This window comes from Neobacillus niacini (genome assembly GCF_023715415.1).
Classification (GTDB): Bacteria; Bacillota; Bacilli; order Bacillales; family Cytobacillaceae; genus Neobacillus; species Neobacillus niacini_C.
On record NZ_JAMBOB010000002.1, the window covers coordinates 126,497 to 147,325 of the forward strand.

The following is a 20,829-nucleotide window of genomic DNA, read 5'->3' on the forward strand; positions in this document are numbered from 1 at the left end:
TTGGATAAAATCAGAAAAAGAAAATAACTTCTTTGAATTTTCAATTCATCACATTTTTTATTTTCCCCTTTATTAAGACAGTGAGTAGTAATAAAAGAGGGACGACTATCTGTAATGGAATATGAAGCATATAAGGTACGATTTCTAGCCCTTCATCTAAATGTTTTTGATAACTAGGTGCTATCATAATGGACGATAGGAATATAATTCCCCCTATTGAATACGTGGTTAGTGCACTTGATTTTATCTTAAACAGAGTGTTCATTCCAATGACTGCACAAAAGAAAAACATAGATACTTTAATAAATCCTAAGAACACAACTAAAATGATGACAAAAGAATCTAAACGCTGGATAAATCCTGCAATATCTATAAAACTGGCTGCTTTAAGTGCAGGAAATGAAGATCTTGCCAAGACGTCAGTTCCTAGTACACAAATTAATAAAAGAATGTTTAAGGTAAAATAGAGGCCAGCAAATAGTACGGCCATCATTCCCGTCTTGAATATTTTTGTTTGTTTATTCAAATAGGGGAGAATCATTGAGAACGTAATTAATTCCCCATAAGGAACGGTTATATTCAGCGGCAGTTCTTTTACGATCGGTTTCCATCCTTCTGCAAGTATTGGTCTAATATTTTCGATATGGATTAGCTCGGTTATGATAAACATGATATTTATGATTAATATGGTAAGACCAATCAAAAAAAAGCAAATACTTGCTACCCTTGCAAATACTTCAAACCCAAAATTCACTGTGTAGATTAAGGTAAACATCATACAAATACCGATAACCGTGATTGAAGTTTTGAAGTAGGCAGAATTAATGAGTATTTCTTCAATATCTCGTAAAACTCTTGATGCTATATAAATAAAATAAATAATATAAAAATAACTGATGATGCTTCCTAGGAAATTACCCCAAATTTTTCTTACATATTCTGTTAGGGGAAGAGTAGGAAATTTCTTATGAAGTTGAAAGTAAATCGTGAATAATATTAACCCAGCTAAAGGTGAGATAAGGGTTACGATCCAGGCATCTTGTTTTGCTCCGCTGCCTATGTCTAAAAATATGGTGGTCCCAAACAAAAAAAGGACGATTAAGCAGAAAAGTTGATACCCATCAATTCTCTCATTAGACATTGCTGCTCACCTCTTGGTTATTAATTGGGTTCATAGGGATCGGTTACGTGGCCTGAATCATTTATAGAAGCTTTTACGTTAACCGCCACTTTTGCCTTGCTGAAAAGGGTATTCCACTCTTTTTTGTGTTTTTTCCAATAACTAGGATTATCTTTTGACAATTTGGTTCCAAATCCAAACACATCAGTTCCTGTATCCTGTGAGATTTGAATGGTTCGCTGGACTTGTCTTGTTATTTCTTTTTCTAAATCCTCCTCTATATCTGTTAACACTTTTGTGTTAGTTAAATCTTTATTACAGTTCACTTCCGATATTTCAGTGTTTATTGCTATGTTCACTTGTAAAGTGGGAATAGGCTTTAAAAGGGTTTTTATTGTACCTCTCATTCTTTTAGAGATAAGTGTCATATTCTTTTTTTCACAGGGTATTGTAAATGACGTACTGTCAATTTCTGATAAAACTAAATGGACGTTCCGTGCCATTTCACCATCATACCAGGTTACCAATTTATCTTTATTAAATAATGCTAAACCACTAACTTCAATAACAGATGGTTTAATATTATTTAAATTGTCAGTTTGGTTTTTGGATGTTAGGTTTTTATTTAACTTAATTCCTGGTAATACCAGGTCTTTTCCTTCACTTGAAAGAATAGTAATGACTTCATGTAAGGACATAACTTTTGAAATCCCATACATTTTTTGGTTGTTTTCACTTGTACTTCTAACACTTTTTGTTGGATTTGATTCAAGCGGTTCAACCACCCCGAGTACATTTTCTGCTGAAGTTCCTCTTGCAATAAAAATGGGAAAAGTAGATTTTGCTTGTTTTCCTCGTTCAAATGCATCAAATACCAAATTTGTACCTTTTCGTGCCAACTCTTCACTAATGACGACCAATGATAAGTGTGAAAGGTCGTTATATCTCGGGATAATAATAGATGCTCTCCGATAGGCTTCTGTTATTGTCTCTGCTTCTACCGTATAGTTAGAAACTGGTATCCCGGTAGGAGCCCCTGTCGGAGACAATTGGCTTGGGTTAATCAATTGGAACGTAACTCGATATCCATCATCAATATCCTGAGAGACATCTATTCCCATGGCAATAATAAGGCCTAGTTCGTTTAACTCCCTATAATTGGAACAGCCAGGGATTAACAATAGGATGAAGAGTAAAGTGACGAGTTTTCTCATTTGTAACTCCTGCTCGAATTCATTTTGTTTTAGTATCTTTTTGAATATTTGAATGAGTCATGTTTAAAGAAGTAATTGGAAACCGGATTAAGCTATCTTTTTGAGCGCCCATTCTGAATGGTGCAAAAGGAGCAACATAAGGCACGCCGAACGAGCGTAGACTACAAAGATGTACTAATATACATAATGTGAGTAGCAAAATGCCATAAAATCCTATAAAAGCCGAACTGAAAATCAATAAAAACCGCAAGCCTCTTGCAGTGTTGACAATATTTGTGTTCGGAAGTGTAAAGCTATTTATAGCTGACGTGGCTACAATGATAACAATTGCTGCAGAAACAAATCCTGCTTCCACTGCAGCTTGTCCTAAAATTAGTGCCCCAACAATGGAAACGGCTGGACCAATTGCTCTAGGCATCCGAACTCCAGCCTCTCTTAGTACTTCAAATGCTAGTTCCATAAGTAATAATTCAATGATTACTGGAAAAGGAACCCTTTCTCTTTGTGCCATTAACGTGACCATTAATGTAGTAGGGATTAATCCCTGATGGTGCGTAATTAAAGCTAAATAAATGGCGGAGGCATACATATTCAAAAGGAAAGAGCCAATTCGAATTAATCTCAAAAATGAGCTGAAAACATTATTTTCATAGTAATCTTCTGGAGATTGAAAGAACTGAATGAGTAATACCGGTAAAATTAAGACAAATGGTGTTCCTTGGATAATAATAGCAATTTTGCCCTCTAATAAATTCGCAGCAACTATATCAGGTCTTTCAGAACTTTGCATAAGAGGAAAGAGTGTTTTTCTGTTGTCTCGTATTGCTTCTTCTATATAATTGGCTTCAAGAATGCTGTCTATCTTAATCTTATTTATCCGAGACATCACTTCCATGACAATGTTGTGATCAGCAATTCCCTCAATATACATAAACCCTACGTCTGTTTTGGTTACACTGCCTACTTTTGTTGTTTTAAGCCTTAATTTAGCATTTTGGATTCTAGACCGAACCAATGATATGTTTGTACTTATATTCTCTGTAAAGCTATCCTTAGGACCTTTAATAACGGTTTGGGTAGTAGGTTCAGTAATCGACCGGGATTGAATTTTTTTAGTACCTAGAATGAGAGCTTTTGAATAATCTTCTATCAAAATAACGGTATTGCCTGCCAAGATGCTATCTAAAAGTTCTGACCAATCTAAGATAAACTGGATAGAGGGCACAGAAATAATTTGAACCATTTTGTCAGCTATATCATTCTCTGTTTTAAAAGAAGGGGTTTCTTTATGAAGTTGTATAATCGGGCTGATTACATTTTCATTAATGCTATGTTCATCAACGATGCCTTCAATATGTAGAATCGCTACATTTTTAGTGGAAACTTTGAGCCTTCTAATTGATAAATCATCGCTATTTCCGAGTTCGATTTCTAGTCTTTTAATGTTTTCCTCTACATTCTCGCTAAGTGGAATTAGATGATTTTGATTCCTACCAGACATAGTAAATTCCCCTTTAGAGAAAAATTTTCTAAACAATATTATTTTTTCCAGGAATATCTTTATTATGTTTAAATAAATAAAAAAGACTTAACCCCGTGGTTAAGTCTTATTAATATATAAATTTCCTTCATTCAGATAGCGATTAAACCTTTCCTTATTATTTTTTTCTATCTATTCAATCGAAAAGGATTATTCTCATAGTCCTTATGTTTCGATTTGTATATCAGTATGAAATTGTCTAGTCCTTTTCTAATAACTGCATTTAGCCTCCCTTCATGATAAAAATGGGTTGGTTGTGATCACCTGGACCGATAAAATCTAATGCGGCAGGAGAGAATACCATAACTTTTCTTTTAACGCCCTCAAATAACATTCGGATTGGATCTATCACTTCAGTATCTTGAAAGACATGGGCTCCAAAGAATATACTCTTTTTGGTTCTCCCTCCGAAGACAATCATGTTTCTCTTTTTAACTGTTTCAACTTTGACACTTTCATTTGACTCGTTATAAAGTGTCATTGGTACTTTTTCTGTTTGTAAAACCTCTTCTTCAATCGAAGCGACTAATCCTATTTCACGATTATTTAAAACTAAGACGAATTCATAACCTGCTGCGGTTTTCTTTTGAACAACTGTCACCTCATTTGTAATAAACGTGACAAAATCATCGGATTCATTCGTTGCTGAGTCTGGAGAGGTCTCTTTTTTCTTGATGACGCGAAAATATACTTTAGCTCCAATTTCTTCATCTGTGAAGTCGAAGGGGTTTATACTGTGTGTGTGTACGAGGTACAAATTATTTACCTTATCTTTACTGTTTAGTTGGACACACAAAGCAACATCTTCATTCACCGCCTTACCCATTTCGTTCGAGAGCATAGGGACATTCATTTTCATTCCTGGAAATTGAACGAAGATGTAGCTGAAGTTTTTCTTTGGCTGTACATCCAGAAGTCTCATAAACTCACAACCTTTCCGAATAGTTACAAGATTATTACCTTGTAAATGTATAATTCAATATTCTTTCTTACTTTCCTGTTTTGTATGACGAGTTTCCATCGTCACTTTCTTATGAAATGCGATGGTTCCTCCCTATAATTGAGGATTTATGAGCAATTCTATTATCGAAAAACAAAGAATGGAAAGTATTTGTCGTTTAATTCAACAATTCCCTATTACCTTATAATCTGTACTCCCATTTAGGATTAACTGAAAGTAAACAATAAATGAATTTCATCCATTTTACACGATCATTATTACGAGTTAGATGAAATTAATAATACTTATTAGAGGAAAAATTTATATATGTAATTTACATATATGGATAAAACGAGTTATTATATATGTAAATTACACATAAGAGTAAAATTATACAATAGGTGCTAAAAGGTTATCATTATTTTAAGAATGGAGGCATTTTTGTGAGTGAGAAAGAAGAAGTTTTAATTTATAAGACATCCAATATTCTTAGGAAAGATACGAGCATAATGAGATTAAACGATATTATTGAGGAACTGGTACGAATCATTGAATCCAAAACAATAGATAAATGATAGCTTGATTATGACAATGTAAAGATAAGAGCGATTCTCATTCGAGAGCCGCTCTTTTAATTAACTGGCTCCATGATGAGGTGAAGGGAGAAGCGGTGAAAAAGCAGTAGTAGTACAGAAAACAGTGAATAGTGTGAACGAGCCATAAGATTAGCTTAATATTAATGATTTTCCTAAATAGTCAAATAATAGACAAAATAACAAATTTTATGCATATTTTCGTTTGACTAATCATTACTTATATGTGTAAAATACATCTATAGTAATTTTGATGATTACATTGGTAAAGCGTACTTAAAGAGTTATGCTAGACAACTCGAGCTATACCAATCTATGCTCTATCAATTATTTAAAAGGTATTTTAGTTTTCTTGAGCTCTACATACCTCCGGTTCATAGCGAGGATAAAATAGAGAAATTTAAAAAGTAAATGAGGAGGAACGAAGATGGTTCAAAATGTAATGCATAAAAAAGAAGAAATCCTAAAAAAGGAAGTTAAAAAAGTTGAGGTATCGAAAGTAGAGGTTTCAAAAGTAGAGAAGCAAAATGAACCAAGCTATGTTACGGATTCATTTATTGAAACGTTTTGGGATCAATTTGAAGGTGCAGTATCTCGAACAAGAGATTATAGAGAACAAACCCAAGAACTTTACTTAAACGCTATAAAAGAAACAACAAAGTTCCATGGAGTATACAGCAAAACTTTACTGGGTCTTTTTAATCAAGCCACAAAATTAAATGGCGATTTGAGTAAAGGGTTATTCCAAAACAACATTTTTAAAACAAATGAATCTACTCATGAAGTGACTGAATCTTTAAAAAGTCAAGTAAGTGAAGCAACTAGTAAATTAGAGGAGCTTTATTTAACTCCAATTAACTCAGCCTTAGATTTAATTGAAAGTACTGAGAAGCTTTTTGAACAAAATAGCGTGGCATTCATTGAATATACAAATGAAGCAATGAATGCTTGGGAAGATGTCACAGACAATTATTTAAAACAAGCTAGAAAAACTCATCAAAATGTTGCGCATTTATTTGAAGATAGCGTGCGTGTACTTGCTGCTTCAAGTAAATAATGTAAATATCTAAAGGATTCTTTAATGGATGAGCTCTTCTTTGTTAATAAAAATCCTATATCACTCAAAAAAGCAGCTATACCCACAAGGCATGCTGCTTTTTTAATTTCTTGATTGCTGATGACATTTTACAAAGGAGTATTCCCTCTGGGTCATAGTTCAACTGTAGGCGGTGTTTTTTTTATTAATAGGCTTTAAAAGTAATATTTTTTATTTGACGTCTACCTGTTTCTCTTATTGAGAGACAGGTAGTTTTATTTTTTACTCTTTGAGCTGTTCTTTGGATTATTATATACCTTATTAAAGCATAATAATCCATGAAAGATGATGGGGAAATCCATTGTGATTGGTTGAAGGGTACGTTATTCTAAGCATATTCCTTTATGAAGGAGGGGGTATGATGAAAAATAAACCTATTTTTAAGGAGCATTTTGTCCTACATAAATGGAGTTATTTGCTGGGCACAATCCTTTTAACCGTCTCCCTTGTTTTGCAATTATTTGTACCCGTTTTATTAAAAAAGTTCACAGATGGCCTCCAAAATGAATCGATTCATGTTTCGGATTTATGGGAGTTGTCTCTTTGGTTTATCATTGTCGGGATTGGAGCCTTTCTTTTTCGGTCGAGTGGTCGAATTTATATATTCAAGATGTCAAGAATCTTAGAGCGTGACTTACGGACTTCACTGTTTTCACATTGGGAGAGATTGCAGGCTGAATATTATCAAAACCAGCGAATTGGGAATTTGATGGCTCATGCCGTAAACGATGTCAATATTATGAGGCAGATTGTCATGCAGGGATATTTTCAGATGGTGGAAGCCGCTGTATTAATTTCAATCTCTGTATTCATGATGGCAAGTACGATTCATCTCTATTTAACGTTGCTGGTCTTATTGCCTTTACCAGGATTAACGTATATCGCCTATCGTTTCCGGTCCAAAATTCAAATGCATTCCCTAAAAGTACAAGAAGCGATAGGAACAGTGACAAGCCGAGTTCAAGAATTTTGTTCGGGTATCAGTGTCATTAAGACTTATGTTCAAGAGCAAGAAGAATGTAAGAAGTTTACAAATGACAATCAGTCCAATGTCGAGGTCAACAAACAGTTAATTGTTTCAAATTCGCTTTTCACCTCATTAAGTCAAGGAATTGTCGGATTAAGTTATTTGATTTCTATCGTATTTGGTTCCATTTTAGTGATGAAAAGTTCCATTTCTCTTGGAGACTTTGTTGCTTTTAATACGTATTTATCTTTGTTGATCGCCCCCATTGAAAACATTGGGAAGGTCATTAATCTCCTGCAGCAGGGGAAAGCCGCAGATAACCGAATTCGTCATGTATTATCTACGGAACCGGCAATAAAAGATGAAGAAGGGATTACCCCTATAACCTCTCTTCAAGGAGAAATTAGAATTAATAATTTATCGTTCAAATATGAAACAAGTAAAAAGTATGCATTAAAGAATATTACCATTACCATCCCCAAAGGAACTAGTTTAGCCATTGTCGGAAAAGTAGGCAGCGGAAAATCAACCTTAGTCAATTTACTCTTACGTTTGTACAATCCTCCCAAAAATTCAATCTTTATGGATGAACAGGATATCCGTGATGTTCCATTAAATACACTTCGTACATCGGTTGCATATGTCCCACAAGACAATTTTTTATTCTCCTCAACCATTAAGGAAAATATAGCTTTTGACCCAAATCCTTATCAGGATGATCAAGTCTTTCATGCTGCAAAGCAAGCCCACATTTATGATGATATTATGGATCTTCCTCATAATTTTGAGACCGAATTAGGAGAAAGAGGACTTTCCTTATCAGGTGGACAACGGCAGCGTGTCAGTATTGCAAGAGCATTGATCAAACCATCTCCGATCATTATTTTTGATGACAGCCTTTCAGCTGTTGATTCTAAAACGGAATCCATTATTTTAAACACAATGCGATCCGAAATGAAAAGTCGGACCTCAATCATCATTAGTCATCGGATTTCTACGATACAAGAAGCGGATCAAATCATCTTACTGGATCAAGGTGAAATCGTGGAAAGTGGCACACATCAATCCCTTTTAAAGAAGAATGGAATATATAAAAAAATGTTTGCCCAGCAAACAACGGATTTATCATTTGCTCATTCAAGCTTTCCACCACTTAATGGAAGAAAGATTCTCATTAAGAAAAGGAGGGGGTAATCATTCGAAAAATAAAAGAGGGGATGCATCCCCCCATAGGCGACCGTCAATTATTGAAGGGGATGCTGACGTTTGCGAAGCCATATAGGAAACTCATTTTATATGCGCTTCTGTTGACATTCTTTATTGTATTAGCCAGTTTAGCTCAGCCATTTATTATTAAGGTGGCCATTGACTCTTACATTAAGATGAACGATTATCAAGGGCTGACGTATTTAGGCATCGTCTATTTCATATTGATTTTGGTTTCTTCTATTTGTACGTATTTTCAAAATAATATACTTCAATTTACTGGGCAGTATGTAATATATGATTTTCGGCAGGCAATTTTTAAGCAATTTTCACTGATGCCAATGAGTTTTTTTAGAAAAAATCCAATTGGCAGGTTAGTGACAAGGATTACCCATGATGTGGAAGCCCTAAATCAGCTTTACTCACAAGTGATTGTGAACTTAGTAAAAGAAATACTGATTCTCATTGGAATCATTATCCTTATGTTATATATGAGTGTAAAACTTACTTTAATTTGTTTTATAGTCATACCCGTGATTGCTATCGTTACTTTTTATTTTAAAACGGTATTGCGTAAAACACAGAGAAATTTGAGGAGTATCCTATCTAAACTTCTTTCCTACCTAGCTGAGAATCTTTCTGGAATGAGTGTCATTCAACTATTTGCCCGCGAAGGGAAACAGCTTGATCGGTTTAATCAATTAAATGAGGAGCATTATCGGGCTGGGATGCATCAAACCGTAGTTAATTCTATCTTTAACCCTTCAATTGGTCTATTCGGAAACATTTCACTCGCGCTATTAGTTTGGTATGGAGGAAGAAGTGTATTAGATAGTAGTATTACCTTTGGTACGGTGTATGCCTTTACACATTATGTCAGACAGTTTTTTGAACCGCTCAGAGGACTAGCAGACAGATTTAACCAAATACAAGCTGCCCTTGCATCAGCCGAACGAATATTTGAAACATTAGAAACGAAACCAACGATATTAAATCCTGTTCAACCTGTGAAACTTCCAGAAAAAGTTCAGGGAAACATTGTTTTTCAAAATGTTTGGTTTGCTTACCAACATGAGGAGTGGGTATTAAAGGATGTCCATTTTAGGATCAATCAAGGAGAAACAGTGGGTATTGTAGGCTCAACAGGTGCAGGCAAAAGCTCGATTATTCAACTTATCAACCGGTTTTATGATAACCAAAAGGGATCAATACGCCTTGATGGAGTAAATATTAAAGACGTTCATTTAAACGACCTCAGGAAGCACATTGGAATTATACAACAAGATGCCTTTGTCTTTTCAGGAACTGTTTTTGACAATATTCGATTGAATCATAAGCATGTTAGTAATGAAGAAATTATAAAAGCAGCGAAGGCTGTAAATATTGATTCTTTTTTTCGGATGCTGCCAAAGGGATATGAAACCATGCTAGGAGAGGAAGGAACCGTACTGTCGGCGGGGCAAAAGCAGCTGCTCTCGTTTTTACGAGCCATGATTGCCAACAATGATGTTCTCATTCTTGATGAAGCAACAGCCAATATTGATACAGAAACAGAACAAGCGGTTCAAGCTACCTTAAGAGAAATGTCCAGGAATCGAACAACAATTATCATCGCCCATCGACTTTCAACCATCCAGCATGCAGATAAAATCATTGTCTTAGATAAAGGGAGAATTGCAGAAATAGGGAATCATCAACAGCTCTTAAGAAACCAATCCACGTACTATCAATTATGTATGAATCAGACCAAAGGCAAGCAGGTAAAGGTTAAAGTATAAAACAGCTCTCTTCATAACAAAGGATGGTTAATCTTACGATTAGCCATCCTTTGTTATTGTCCTGCTAGTTTTTGTTCATCACTAAACTGAGTGGGGGAGACTCCGACTATCTTTTTGAAAATTCGACTGAAATACAGTTCATCTTCATACCCGACATTTTGACTCACTTCTTTGATTCTAATTTCAGAATGGGCAAGCAGCTCCTTTGCCCGATCAATCCGTAGATGGGTTAAGTATTCAATCGGACTGTAACCAGTAAATTTTTTAAAAAGTCTAGAATAATGACTTTTACTTAAGCCGGCCATTTTTGATAAATCTGTTACGTTTATTACCTTATGATAATGATGACCTATGTACTCAATCGTTTCCTCAATCACTTGTCTTGTATCCTTAGAAATCGTTTGAACATGAAAGTCTTGTATTAAGGTTAGTAGTAGTTCTTGAAATAATATTTTTTGTTTAAATGCTATCGTTGCTCCTCTTCGTTTAGATAAAGAGTTGATTTCATCTAATAGGAGGAAAACTCCTGAGCTGTTATTAATCGTATATACTCCATGTAATGGAAAGGATATTTCCTGTGGTAGTATAAAATGCCATTGTTCTTTTTTCTCAAATGCCGCTGCATGAGTAAATCGGATAAAATAAAACTCAAGAGGATTAGAAGGGGAAGTTTTTTTGTCGCAGATCATACCTGGAGTGAAAACGATCAGTTTTCCTGGCGAAAGGTCATTTTTTTTCCCATTTATAACGATTTCTCCAGTTCCTTTCGTAATAAACCAAAGAGAATGATTGAGGGTTCTTTTTCCCTTTTTACTCCAATTTGGCGGACAAGTTTTATAACCTGCTAATAATAAGGAAAATGTTAACTCATTAAGTTTAGATGTTAAACTACCAAGATCCATACACAAAGAACCTCATCCTTTCCTGGTATATTCTATGTTTTTCATATTTTGATAAATCCCTAGTTACAAAAACACATTGGAGACCTGGATTCCAGGTCTCATTTATTTACTTCATATTTAGTTTTATCTCTTTTATCTTTTGATATTGTTCATCGGGCCACCAGGCACCGCAATCGTCGGATACAACACATGCCGCACATTTTTGTAAGTCATATACAATCATTCCGGAAATGGGTGGGGAATATAGGTGAAGAGTAACCATATCTGTATGGTTAGAGGCTTGCATTTTATGGACAGCCTTTTTGGGTGCATAAAAATATTGACCTTCATGATGGTACTGATAAAACAATTCTTTAGGTAAGCTATTTCCTTTAACTTCATAAACAGAATTAAGAGAAGTACCAGAAATCACTTGTATCCATCCGTGGGAATTGCCATGATCATGAGGGGCACACTCCAACTGCGACCAATTCATGACAAGCAGCTCGACTTCATCATTTTTATATAGAAGCTTTCGATTGTACGGCTTACCTTCAGATGGTTCTGGCAATTGTGCAAGGTCTTCAAGTTTTATATCAATTTGTAACAAGGCATCCTTCAAATCGGCTTTAGATGGACTTTTTAAGGATTCCATAACACTCTTAATCTTAGCTGTCAAAGTCATAAAGCTTCTCCTCCTATAGCCGTCATTTCTTTAAGAAGCGCAACAACCTAGGCACAAGCTGACCGTTAACGATAACCACTCCTATAATAATTATGATTCCTCCTGCCACACTTATGAATAAAACCTTTTCCTGTAAGAGTAAAACAGCAGCAATTAAAGTTGCAATAGGCTCCAAATATAAAAACATTGAAACCTTTGAAGCTTCTAACACTTCAAGTGCTTTTCCCCAATACCAATAGGCAATTCCCGAGACAAATACACCAAGAAACAACAAATGGGCCCACTCTGTTTGGTCCAGCAAGGTTAGCTTCTCCCACCCTCTGATTCGGATAATAAAAGGTGTAGTCAAAATCAAACCTACTAAACACATATAAAACGTTACAACAAGAGGGGGATAAGGGATTTTTAAACTTTTTAATAGCACAGAATAAACAGCCCAATTCAACGTGCTGAGAATCATCAGCAGGAAACCAATATTCAAGGCGAATTGAAAGGATTGTCCACTTCGTGTTGTGGTAACGATAAGGACACCAGTTATCGCTAGCACCATTCCGATAGCCTTAGTAAAGTTCATTTTTTCATGTAAAAAAAGTAGCGAAAGGATCACTGTAAAGATGGGGGAGAAGGAAATAAGCCATCCTGCAGCAGAGGCGTTGATTGTAAGTAATGCCGTTGCCTGGAGAACCTGATGAACAAAAACCCCTAGAATCCCTAATACCATTAAGTGAGGAACATATTGTAGGGAGATACGCAGCCGTTGACGCTGCAATAATAAAAGCAATAATAGAAATAATGCTCCTATTCCAAAGCGAATAACGAGTAACGAAAAGGGGTCTAGCTTACCGAGCACAGCCTTGGTCGATACAAATGAAACTCCCCAAACACTAATCGACATTAACGCATACAGCGAAGCGGTTAACCTTGGTCTATTAAAAGTCATGACTGAGCAATCCCTTTCGGTTAAAAGATAGTTATTTCATTTTATGCTTGTCCTAGGATAACAATCAAAGTTATTTTATTTAATTTTGAATAATTAGCTTGAGCAGATGATATTTTTCTTTTTAAGGGAAAACTATCGGTAAGAAATGTAATATTTTATCTGAATCGGGAGATTGTATTATATAAGTGGAATAATCAGGAGGATAACGTATGAGAAGAATTAATCCTGGCTCCGTCAATTCTTACATTAGATATGGGAATGTTAAAATACCAAAGTGCATACAAAGTGAGTGTCCAGAATGTCGAAATACAAACGAGTTTGTGATCAATGCTAACTTCCAAAGCAGTAAGAATGGATTGTTAACGGAGTCTAGTTGTCCTACATGTAAAAAATCTACCGTTTTTATTATTATGACCAAGGATGGTCACGATGAAGGGGAACACGCAGATACCTATATTTATGATATCCAAGCGTCAAAACATCTTATTAATCATATCGAAAGTCTGCCAAATATACCTAAAGATCTTATTAGGGCTTATCGCTCTGCGATTAATGTGCATCAAACACGAGAAAATTCAGCAACAGCCGTTATGTCTAAACGAGTTATTGAAAGTATCTTGAAACATTTTCTCAAAGAAAAAAGTAAAGGTCAGCCTTTATCACAACAACTTGAGATCCTTCCGAACCATGTTGATTTAGCAAAGCCCATTCAATCCCTTAGCCAACTGTTACAAGCAGAGAGTTCTTTAAATAAGATGCTGGAATTAGAAACGGAAATGGACTATGAGACCACTTCATTACTGGTAGATCTGCTAGAAAATATCATTGAATATCTTTTTGTTCTGCCAGGGAAAATTGAAGTGACTCATAACAAAATAGCCAAGAAATTTCATTAATCATAAAACCCCCTGAATATAGTATTCAAGGGGTAATTTAAAGATTAAGCCTGCTCAAGCTCAGAGCGGTAATTATCAAATTCTTCTTGAACTTCCTTTGAAGGAGCTTTGTCGATTAGGCTTATAATAATAATCGCGAGACTGCTAAATAAGAACCCAGGTGCTAATTCATATAGATCGAATAATCCACCTTTAAGAGATGACCAGACAATAACGGTAACAGAACCGACAATGATTCCAGCGAGGGCACCATTTCTTGTCATTCGTTTCCAGAAAAGACTTAAAATAATAACAGGTCCAAATGCTGCACCAAATCCTGCCCAGGCATAACTTACAAGTTCAAGGACCTTACTTTCAGGATCGTATCCTAAGAGAATCGCAATAATTGCAATTCCAAGAACAGCAATTCTGCCAACAATCATTTCTTCTTTTTTAGAAGCATTTCTTCTGAAAAGTGATTTATAAAAATCATTCGCTAGCGCACTAGAAGAAACGAGTAATTGTGAGTCAACAGTACTCATGATTGCTGAGAGAATGGCTGCGAGTAAAAATCCGGCTACCCATGGATTAAATAAAACCTGTGAGAACATGATAAAGACTGTTTCAGCGTTTTGAAGAGGTGAATCCCGAAAGTAAGCAATACCTGCAAATCCAACAAATACTGCTCCGAATAGGGAAAGAATCATCCAAACCATTCCAATTAAACGTGCTTTTGGAACGTCTTTTGTTGACTTTAATCCCATAAATCGTACAAGTATATGTGGCTGACCAAAGTAACCAAGTCCCCAAGCTAATAAAGAAATAACACCTATTGTGGTAGCACCAGAATATACATCAAGATGTGTTGGATCAATTGCTCCAATTTTTTGAACAGTTTCATTCCATCCGCCAAGTTCAAAGATTGCAACAATAGGGATGATAATTAAAGCTAAAAACATTAAGATTCCTTGAATAAAATCTGTCCAGCTTGCTGCTAGGAATCCCCCAAAAAGAGTATACGAGAGAATAACAGCTGCTCCGACCCATAAGGCTAATTCATAGTTCATTCCGAAAGAATTCTCTAGTAAAATAGCTCCGCCTACAAGACTAGAAGAAGTATAGAAAGTAAAGAATACAAGAATAACAATGGCAGAAACCACACGGAGAATTTTTGACTGATCACGGAAGCGATTCTCAAAAAAGTCTGGAACCGTTATTGAATCTTTTGATACTTCTGTGTAAACACGTAGCGGTTTGGCAACAAATTGCCAATTGAGATAAGCTCCAACGGCTAATCCGATAGGCAGCCAGATTTCGCTCATTCCACCTATATACATTGCTCCAGGAAGTCCGAGCATTAACCAGCCGCTCATATCTGAAGCCCCTGCACTTAAGGCAGCAACTCCCGCACCGAGCCGCCTTCCGCCAAGTACATAATCATTCAAATCTTTCGTCATTCTTGCTGCTACAATTCCAATAACCAACATCACTGCTAAATAAATAATAATTGAAATTAACGTAGGTACGTTAATAGTCATTTAACCCTCTCCTTTTTCAGTAAAATATGTGACAACAGAAAGTACAATGAGTGAAAGCATTGGGACCATTAGCCACGCCCAAGTTGCTTCTGTAATAGCGTATTCCATAAAATATCACCACCTTTCAGATTGTTTTCTATAAAACTACTACTATATTGTTATCGGATTTGTCCATTACCGCTCATAACATATTTCACGGTTGTTAAAGCTTCTAACCCCATTGGACCGCGAGCATGAAGTTTTTGCGTTGAGATTCCAATCTCCGCACCAAAACCTAAAGCGCCGCCATCCGTAAATCGAGTGGATGCATTATGGTACAATGCGGCAGCGTCTACACGCTGCATAAAATATTCAGCAGTTTCATTGTTATCCGTAATAATGGCTTCAGAATGCTTTGTTCCATAGGTTTCAATATGTTCAATTGCTTCATCCACGTTTTTAACAACCTTTAATGCAATGTGTAAACTTAAGTATTCATTTGCCCAGTCCTCCTCGTTTGCAAGGGAAGCATTCGGAATATCAGTTACAATCTTCTCGTCGCCATGTACAGTGATGGAATGAGCAGATAATGTGTTGATGAGGTCAATTTTATGTTTTTTTAGCCAATCACGATGCAAAATTACCGTTTCAATCGCATTACAAACTGCAGGACGATCAGTTTTTGCATTCACAAGGATACGAAAAGCCATTTCGGCATTTGCCTCTGAATCAATGTAAAGATGACAGTTACCAACGCCAGTTTCAAGAACTGGAACACTTGCATTCGAAACCACTTCATTAATTAACGTTCCTCCGCCGCGAGGTATTAAGACATCGATATGTTCCCTCATTGTAAACAACTGCTGTGAGACTTCTCGGTTCGTACTATTGATAAATTGAACTGAGTCCTTTGGGATTTTTGTATGGCTAAGAGCACGGTGCATGACATCAACAATGGCTTTGTTCGAATGAATCGCCGATGAACCGCCTTTAAGGATAATAGCGTTACCAGATTTTAATGCCAGCCCTGTTGCATCCACGGTTACATTTGGTCTTGCTTCATAGATCATTCCAATTACACCTATTGGAACGGATACCTTTGAAACATTTAGTCCATTATCCAATTTTTTATTCAATAGGATCTTACCAATTGGATCTTCTAACGCTGCAACTTGACGTAGACCATCTGCAAAATCAAAGATTCTATTTTTCGATAATGCTAAGCGATCCATAAAGGCTTCAGTAAAAGCTTTTTTCCTTCCCTCTTGTAAGTCCTTTTCATTTGCCTTTAATATGAGATCAAACTCCGTTTCCAATCTTTTAGCTAATGCAAATAATGCATGGTTTTTATCTTCTGTTGATAGAAGACTTAACACTTTTCCTGCTTTTTTAGCCTGAATCGCCTGAGCTTCTACTGTTAATTTTTCATTTAATAAATGCATCAAATCCTCCTCTTTTTTTTGTCTCAATATTATTTCCAGTTCTCCCTAAGGTACTGAGTTAAAGGCTATCCATTTTTCCTTATGGTTTAGATACGTTGAAGGTTTTTCACTTTTAAAGTAGGTTCCTTTTGCTTTACCTGCTACCCCATTAATGACTACATTTTTTCGTGCAGCATTTCCTAGAAAGGTAGTAATTCCTGAGGCCATGGCTATCTTTACAGCCTCAATTTTAGATTTCATACCGCCTGTTCCAATCATAGTCCCGGAACCAACAGCAGCAGCTTCGATTTCGGGAGTAATTTCAGTTACATATTCCAGCAATTTAGCATTAATGCTTTTTGTGGGGTCCGCACTATAAAGCCCATCTATATCAGACAAAATAACTAATTGATCAGCATCTATTAATCCAGCTACCTTTGCTGAGAGTGTATCATTGTCACCAAAATTCATGCGATCATTTGTAACGGTGTCATTCTCATTGACGATGGGAACCATACCTCTTTCTAATAATACGTTTAAGGTGTTTCTGACATTTTTATAGCGGTCTTCGTCCAAGAAATCACTTTTGGTAATTAATATTTGAGCGGCAACATAACCGTGGGATAGAAAAAGCTCTGAATAGGATTCCATCAATAATCCTTGGCCAATGGAGGCAGCAGCCTGTTTTTCTGGTAATGAATTTGGACGTTCTAAACAACCTAATCTTCGGTATCCAGCAGCAACCGCACCAGATGAAACTAATACCACTTCATACCCATGGTCTTTTAGATAGACAATTTCATTCGTAAGCTTTTCAATTTTCCTCCGGCTAATTTCACCATGACGGCTTGTTAACGAACTGCTGCCAATTTTAATTACTATCCTAAGTGAATTTTCGTTTGTGATCATCCAATCACTCCTGTGCTAATCTTTGATTCTTCTAGCTGTAAGCTAATTTCTTTGGAGCGATGGGCGGCATGTTTTATTGCCTCAGCGATTGCTTTTCCACCGCCATTTCTCTTAAGTGCCTCTAAACCTGCTGCTGTAGTTCCATTTGGGGATGTTACGTTCTCTCTAAGAATCTTAGGGGATGTGCCATCTTCTTGTATCATTTTTGCAGCTCCAACAATCGTTTGGGCGATTATTTGCCGAATAATCTGTGAATTCAGTCCGCTTTTTTGTGCTTCTTTTTCCATGTGCTCCATTAAGTAATAAAAATATGCGGGTCCACTTCCAGCAATCCCTGTAAAGAAATCCATCTTTTCTTCAGGTATTACGTAGACTTCGCCAATAGATTGAAGTAGCTCTTGTGCGATTGTAATGTTTTGTGCAGAGGTATGATTACCAGATGATATTGCTGTAGCAGATTCCCCAATCATGCTAGATGTATTTGGCATTACTCGAATTACCTGCTGACCAAATGGCGCATTTTTTTCGATAAATGTGGTGGATACACCAGCTAAAACTGACAGAATTAGATGATTTGGTTTTAGGGAATCAAAAATTGATTGTAAAGAGGTTTCTGCATCTTTTGGTTTCATAGCGAGGACGATGATATCAATATTACATATATCAAGGTTATTTCGGTTGACCCCGGTAATTCCATACTTCTTTTGTAGTTCTTTTAAGCGGTGGTTATTACTCCGATTGGTAACTGTGATATTTTTGGGTGGAACTTTCTTAGAATGAACGATTCCTGAAATCATCGCTTCCGACATCGATCCAGCTCCAATAAATACAATTTTCTTGTTTCCTAACATGCAATCTCTCCCATATTGTTCGTATTGTTGTTCTTGTTTTTTTCAATGACCTTATACTAACATGTGAGAAATCGATTTCAAGGGAAAAAAGGGAAATAATGTGTATAAGACCTAATTAGTGAGCATGAGGTAAAATACCACCTTTTAATTAACCAAAATGAGCTCTCACGGTCGAAAATCGACTCTCAAGGGGAAATTTGAGGTTTTTTTGGACAGTGATAAAGATGGGTGCGAGATTTATTTGCTTGTAGCATAACACCCACCTATTACATAAACTTTTCTTAGAGATATAAGACATTGAGGAGATGGGTGTATGTACTTCGAAAGGCAAAAAGCTATGAATTTGGCGCAAAGTATAAAAGAGTTTATCGAATTTATCCATCGTCAAAAAAATAAAAACAACTTTCGAATCGATTCAGATAAATTGTATCAGGTTAATCTTTGGATTGAAGATTTTAAGTTTCAGATACTAGCAGATGAACTTAATAGAATAAATCAGTTTGACTGGGATGGTAAATACACGTTTTATTTAGTTGGAAGATTACAACAAGGAATTACTATAATTGATGAATATGTGAAAAATAACTATCATGAATTGTTTATTTTAACTGCAAGATTATATACATTAAAAAACCTAAGTACAGCATTTAGTAAAATGGCATAATCCTAGCCCGAATCCGCTCACAGTGCGGAGTTTTTCCTTTATAAAGGATAGAAAATGCTTATGTTTTGATAAAGTTAGAACAATAGGAGAAAATAATAATGGATTCATACTTAATAAGTTATCCAGTTAATTCAAAAAAAGGCGGTCTTATATATGTTTAAAAACTTTTTTAAAAACAAAAAAGATGATAGTGAAACTACGATTTTGCAGCCATTAGAAGGGGAAATACTGCCCCTGGATGTTGTTCCAGATCCTGTATTTTCTCAAAAAATGATTGGTGATGGTTTTGCCATTAATCCAACAAACGGGAGTGTTGTTTCTCCTGTTGATGGAGAAATAATCAGTGTTTTTCCAACAAAACATGCGGTTAGCATAAAGTCAAAAGGCGGCAGGGAAATCTTAATTCATGTGGGTCTAGAAACCGTAAGCCTAAATGGTGAAGGATTTACAGCGTTTGTAAGTGATGGTCAAAGTGTCCAAAAGGGTCAAAAGCTTCTTGAAGCTGACTTTCAATCCTTTAAAGACAAAGTACCTTCGATTATTACACCCGTGATATTCACCAACTTGGCTGAAAACGAAAAAGTCGTTATTGAGGGACAGGAAGTAAGAATTACGAAATAACCAATAGGGTGCGGTTCCTCATCTGGAATCACACCCTTTTTTTGTAATCAAAAATAATTAAATTAAAAACAAATATGTGGGTAGAGGGAAGCGAATCCAACTTAGCAACAATGAAGGCTCATAACTTTACAGGACTAAATTTAGAAGATATCCGCCCATCTCTTTTGAAGCATTATTAAAGTAGTGGATTAAAACAATTTTTTATACTAAAATTATATTTAACTATCATTGGAAGTCGACTATCTGTTATGGAAGGGAGTAACAACATTTGAAGCAAAACATCAAAGCAATCCTCGCACCCATGAGTCCAAAAGAAAGAATAGCTTATATCTGGGAGTATTACAAGTTTCTTATCATTGGGACTATAGCTGCCATCATTCTATTATTTTCTCTGATTAATAGTATCGGTGAGAAAAAGGAAGTTGTTCTAAATATGACCATTGTTGGAAAGGGAGTGTCTACTGAAGGTGTTGTTCAATTACAGGAATATTTAACTAACGAGCTTGTTAATGACAAAGCAGATGAAGAAGTTTTTATCGAAACTTTATCGTATGATAAAACAAGCCAAGACTCTGTTTCCCAAACAGCGCTGCAAAAATTGTTTGCACAGATTAGTATTGGAGCTATTGATTTGCTCATTGTTGAAAAGGAAATATTTGAGGACATCTCAGCACAGCAAAATTCTTTGTTAGCAATAAATGATTTTAAGGGAATGGATAAAATTATAACTATTAATGAAGAAACCTATGGAATTAGCACCTCGGACATAGATTTTTTGGAACCGTTAAAATTGGGTGAAAATATGGTACTATGCATCCCTAGTAATACAAAAAAATTGAAGGAAATAAATGAGGTTTTTTCACTCTTTTCTGAATAGACGAAGTAAGGAGATCATTTTAAAAAATTTTTAATAGAAATAAATAAAAGGTGTGTTCCAGACATGGAGCACACCTTTTTATTCTAATGGATGCTTGCAAATGGTATTATACTCAGAGCCAACAAATGATATAA

Annotated in this window: 18 protein-coding genes and 2 pseudogenes; 9 read left to right on the top strand and 11 right to left on the bottom strand. The window is 35.7% G+C overall.

Annotated features, from left to right (window positions below):
• Positions 1 to 40 precede the first annotated feature (40 nt).
• The 4 genes from M3189_RS04000 to M3189_RS04015 all read right to left on the bottom strand — a co-directional run bounded on the left by M3189_RS04000 (position 41) and on the right by M3189_RS04015 (position 4,796).
• Positions 41 to 1,141, bottom strand: coding sequence for a GerAB/ArcD/ProY family transporter (locus M3189_RS04000; protein ID WP_251632302.1), 1,101 nt, complete (start codon positions 1,139 to 1,141; stop codon positions 41 to 43).
• Between the two features lie 20 nt (positions 1,142 to 1,161).
• Positions 1,162 to 2,334: a Ger(x)C family spore germination protein gene (locus M3189_RS04005; protein ID WP_251632304.1), complete on the bottom strand. Its 1,173-nt coding sequence runs from the start codon at positions 2,332 to 2,334 to the stop codon at positions 1,162 to 1,164.
• Positions 2,335 to 2,353: 19 nt separating this feature from the next.
• On the bottom strand, positions 2,354 to 3,835 hold the full coding sequence (locus tag M3189_RS04010; protein WP_251632306.1) for a spore germination protein: 1,482 nt from the start codon (positions 3,833 to 3,835) through the stop codon (positions 2,354 to 2,356).
• A gap of 262 nt (positions 3,836 to 4,097) precedes the next feature.
• The gene (locus tag M3189_RS04015; protein ID WP_251632308.1) at positions 4,098 to 4,796 is read right to left on the bottom strand and encodes a hypothetical protein; all 699 of its coding nucleotides are present in this window, start codon (positions 4,794 to 4,796) and stop codon (positions 4,098 to 4,100) included.
• 461 nt (positions 4,797 to 5,257) lie between these two features.
• Between M3189_RS04015 and M3189_RS26835 the strand changes: the two genes are divergently transcribed.
• From M3189_RS26835 to M3189_RS04030, 4 genes are all read left to right on the top strand, one after another.
• Positions 5,258 to 5,389: a hypothetical protein gene (locus M3189_RS26835; protein ID WP_285889354.1), complete on the top strand. Its 132-nt coding sequence runs from the start codon at positions 5,258 to 5,260 to the stop codon at positions 5,387 to 5,389.
• A gap of 445 nt (positions 5,390 to 5,834) precedes the next feature.
• Positions 5,835 to 6,464, top strand: coding sequence for a hypothetical protein (locus M3189_RS04020; protein WP_251632309.1), 630 nt, complete (start codon positions 5,835 to 5,837; stop codon positions 6,462 to 6,464).
• A gap of 400 nt (positions 6,465 to 6,864) precedes the next feature.
• Positions 6,865 to 8,664 (top strand): ABC transporter ATP-binding protein, encoded by a 1,800-nt coding sequence (locus tag M3189_RS04025; RefSeq protein WP_251632311.1) that lies wholly within the window; start codon positions 6,865 to 6,867, stop codon positions 8,662 to 8,664.
• A gap of 23 nt (positions 8,665 to 8,687) precedes the next feature.
• The gene (locus M3189_RS04030) at positions 8,688 to 10,454 is read left to right on the top strand and encodes an ABC transporter ATP-binding protein (RefSeq protein ID WP_251632313.1); all 1,767 of its coding nucleotides are present in this window, start codon (positions 8,688 to 8,690) and stop codon (positions 10,452 to 10,454) included.
• A 53-nt stretch (positions 10,455 to 10,507) separates the two neighbouring features.
• Here the strand turns inward: M3189_RS04030 and M3189_RS04035 are convergent, their stop codons facing one another.
• The 3 genes from M3189_RS04035 to M3189_RS04045 all read right to left on the bottom strand — a co-directional run bounded on the left by M3189_RS04035 (position 10,508) and on the right by M3189_RS04045 (position 12,960).
• Positions 10,508 to 11,356, bottom strand: a complete 849-nt coding sequence (locus M3189_RS04035) for an AraC family transcriptional regulator (RefSeq protein WP_251632315.1) — start codon at positions 11,354 to 11,356, stop codon at positions 10,508 to 10,510.
• Between the two features lie 106 nt (positions 11,357 to 11,462).
• Positions 11,463 to 12,020 (bottom strand): cysteine dioxygenase, encoded by a 558-nt coding sequence (locus tag M3189_RS04040; protein WP_251632317.1) that lies wholly within the window; start codon positions 12,018 to 12,020, stop codon positions 11,463 to 11,465.
• A gap of 22 nt (positions 12,021 to 12,042) precedes the next feature.
• Positions 12,043 to 12,960 carry a DMT family transporter gene (locus tag M3189_RS04045; protein ID WP_251632319.1) on the bottom strand — a complete coding sequence of 306 codons (918 nt, stop codon included), beginning with the start codon at positions 12,958 to 12,960 and terminating at the stop codon, positions 12,043 to 12,045.
• A 209-nt stretch (positions 12,961 to 13,169) separates the two neighbouring features.
• Here M3189_RS04045 and M3189_RS04050 point away from each other — a divergent pair, with 209 nt between their 5' ends.
• Positions 13,170 to 13,856, top strand: coding sequence for a hypothetical protein (locus M3189_RS04050; RefSeq protein WP_251632322.1), 687 nt, complete (start codon positions 13,170 to 13,172; stop codon positions 13,854 to 13,856).
• Positions 13,857 to 13,900: 44 nt separating this feature from the next.
• On the opposite strand, the gene putP is transcribed toward M3189_RS04050, so the two are convergent.
• The 4 genes and pseudogenes from putP to proC form a co-directional block, all read right to left on the bottom strand.
• Positions 13,901 to 15,373, bottom strand: coding sequence for a sodium/proline symporter PutP (gene putP, locus M3189_RS04055; protein ID WP_285889355.1), 1,473 nt, complete (start codon positions 15,371 to 15,373; stop codon positions 13,901 to 13,903).
• Positions 15,374 to 15,531: 158 nt separating this feature from the next.
• Positions 15,532 to 16,794 carry a glutamate-5-semialdehyde dehydrogenase gene (locus M3189_RS04060; protein ID WP_251632324.1) on the bottom strand — a complete coding sequence of 421 codons (1,263 nt, stop codon included), beginning with the start codon at positions 16,792 to 16,794 and terminating at the stop codon, positions 15,532 to 15,534.
• A gap of 48 nt (positions 16,795 to 16,842) precedes the next feature.
• Positions 16,843 to 17,682, bottom strand: a pseudogene (gene proB / locus M3189_RS04065) (glutamate 5-kinase); the annotation flags it as partial.
• Positions 17,679 to 18,533: a pyrroline-5-carboxylate reductase gene (gene proC, locus M3189_RS04070; protein WP_251632333.1), complete on the bottom strand. Its 855-nt coding sequence runs from the start codon at positions 18,531 to 18,533 to the stop codon at positions 17,679 to 17,681. The gene proC and the pseudogene proB, both read right to left, overlap by 4 nt.
• A gap of 313 nt (positions 18,534 to 18,846) precedes the next feature.
• On the opposite strand from proC, the gene M3189_RS04075 reads away from it, so the two are divergent.
• The 4 genes and pseudogenes from M3189_RS04075 (at position 18,847) to M3189_RS04085 (ending at position 20,695) form a co-directional block, all read left to right on the top strand.
• Positions 18,847 to 19,197: a hypothetical protein gene (locus M3189_RS04075; RefSeq protein ID WP_251632335.1), complete on the top strand. Its 351-nt coding sequence runs from the start codon at positions 18,847 to 18,849 to the stop codon at positions 19,195 to 19,197.
• Between the two features lie 153 nt (positions 19,198 to 19,350).
• Positions 19,351 to 19,818, top strand: coding sequence for a PTS sugar transporter subunit IIA (locus M3189_RS04080; RefSeq protein ID WP_435368055.1), 468 nt, complete (start codon positions 19,351 to 19,353; stop codon positions 19,816 to 19,818).
• A 74-nt stretch (positions 19,819 to 19,892) separates the two neighbouring features.
• Positions 19,893 to 19,976: pseudogene (locus M3189_RS27285) on the top strand (hypothetical protein); the annotation flags it as partial.
• 110 nt (positions 19,977 to 20,086) lie between these two features.
• On the top strand, positions 20,087 to 20,695 hold the full coding sequence (locus M3189_RS04085; protein WP_251632337.1) for a hypothetical protein: 609 nt from the start codon (positions 20,087 to 20,089) through the stop codon (positions 20,693 to 20,695).
• Positions 20,696 to 20,829 lie beyond the last annotated feature (134 nt).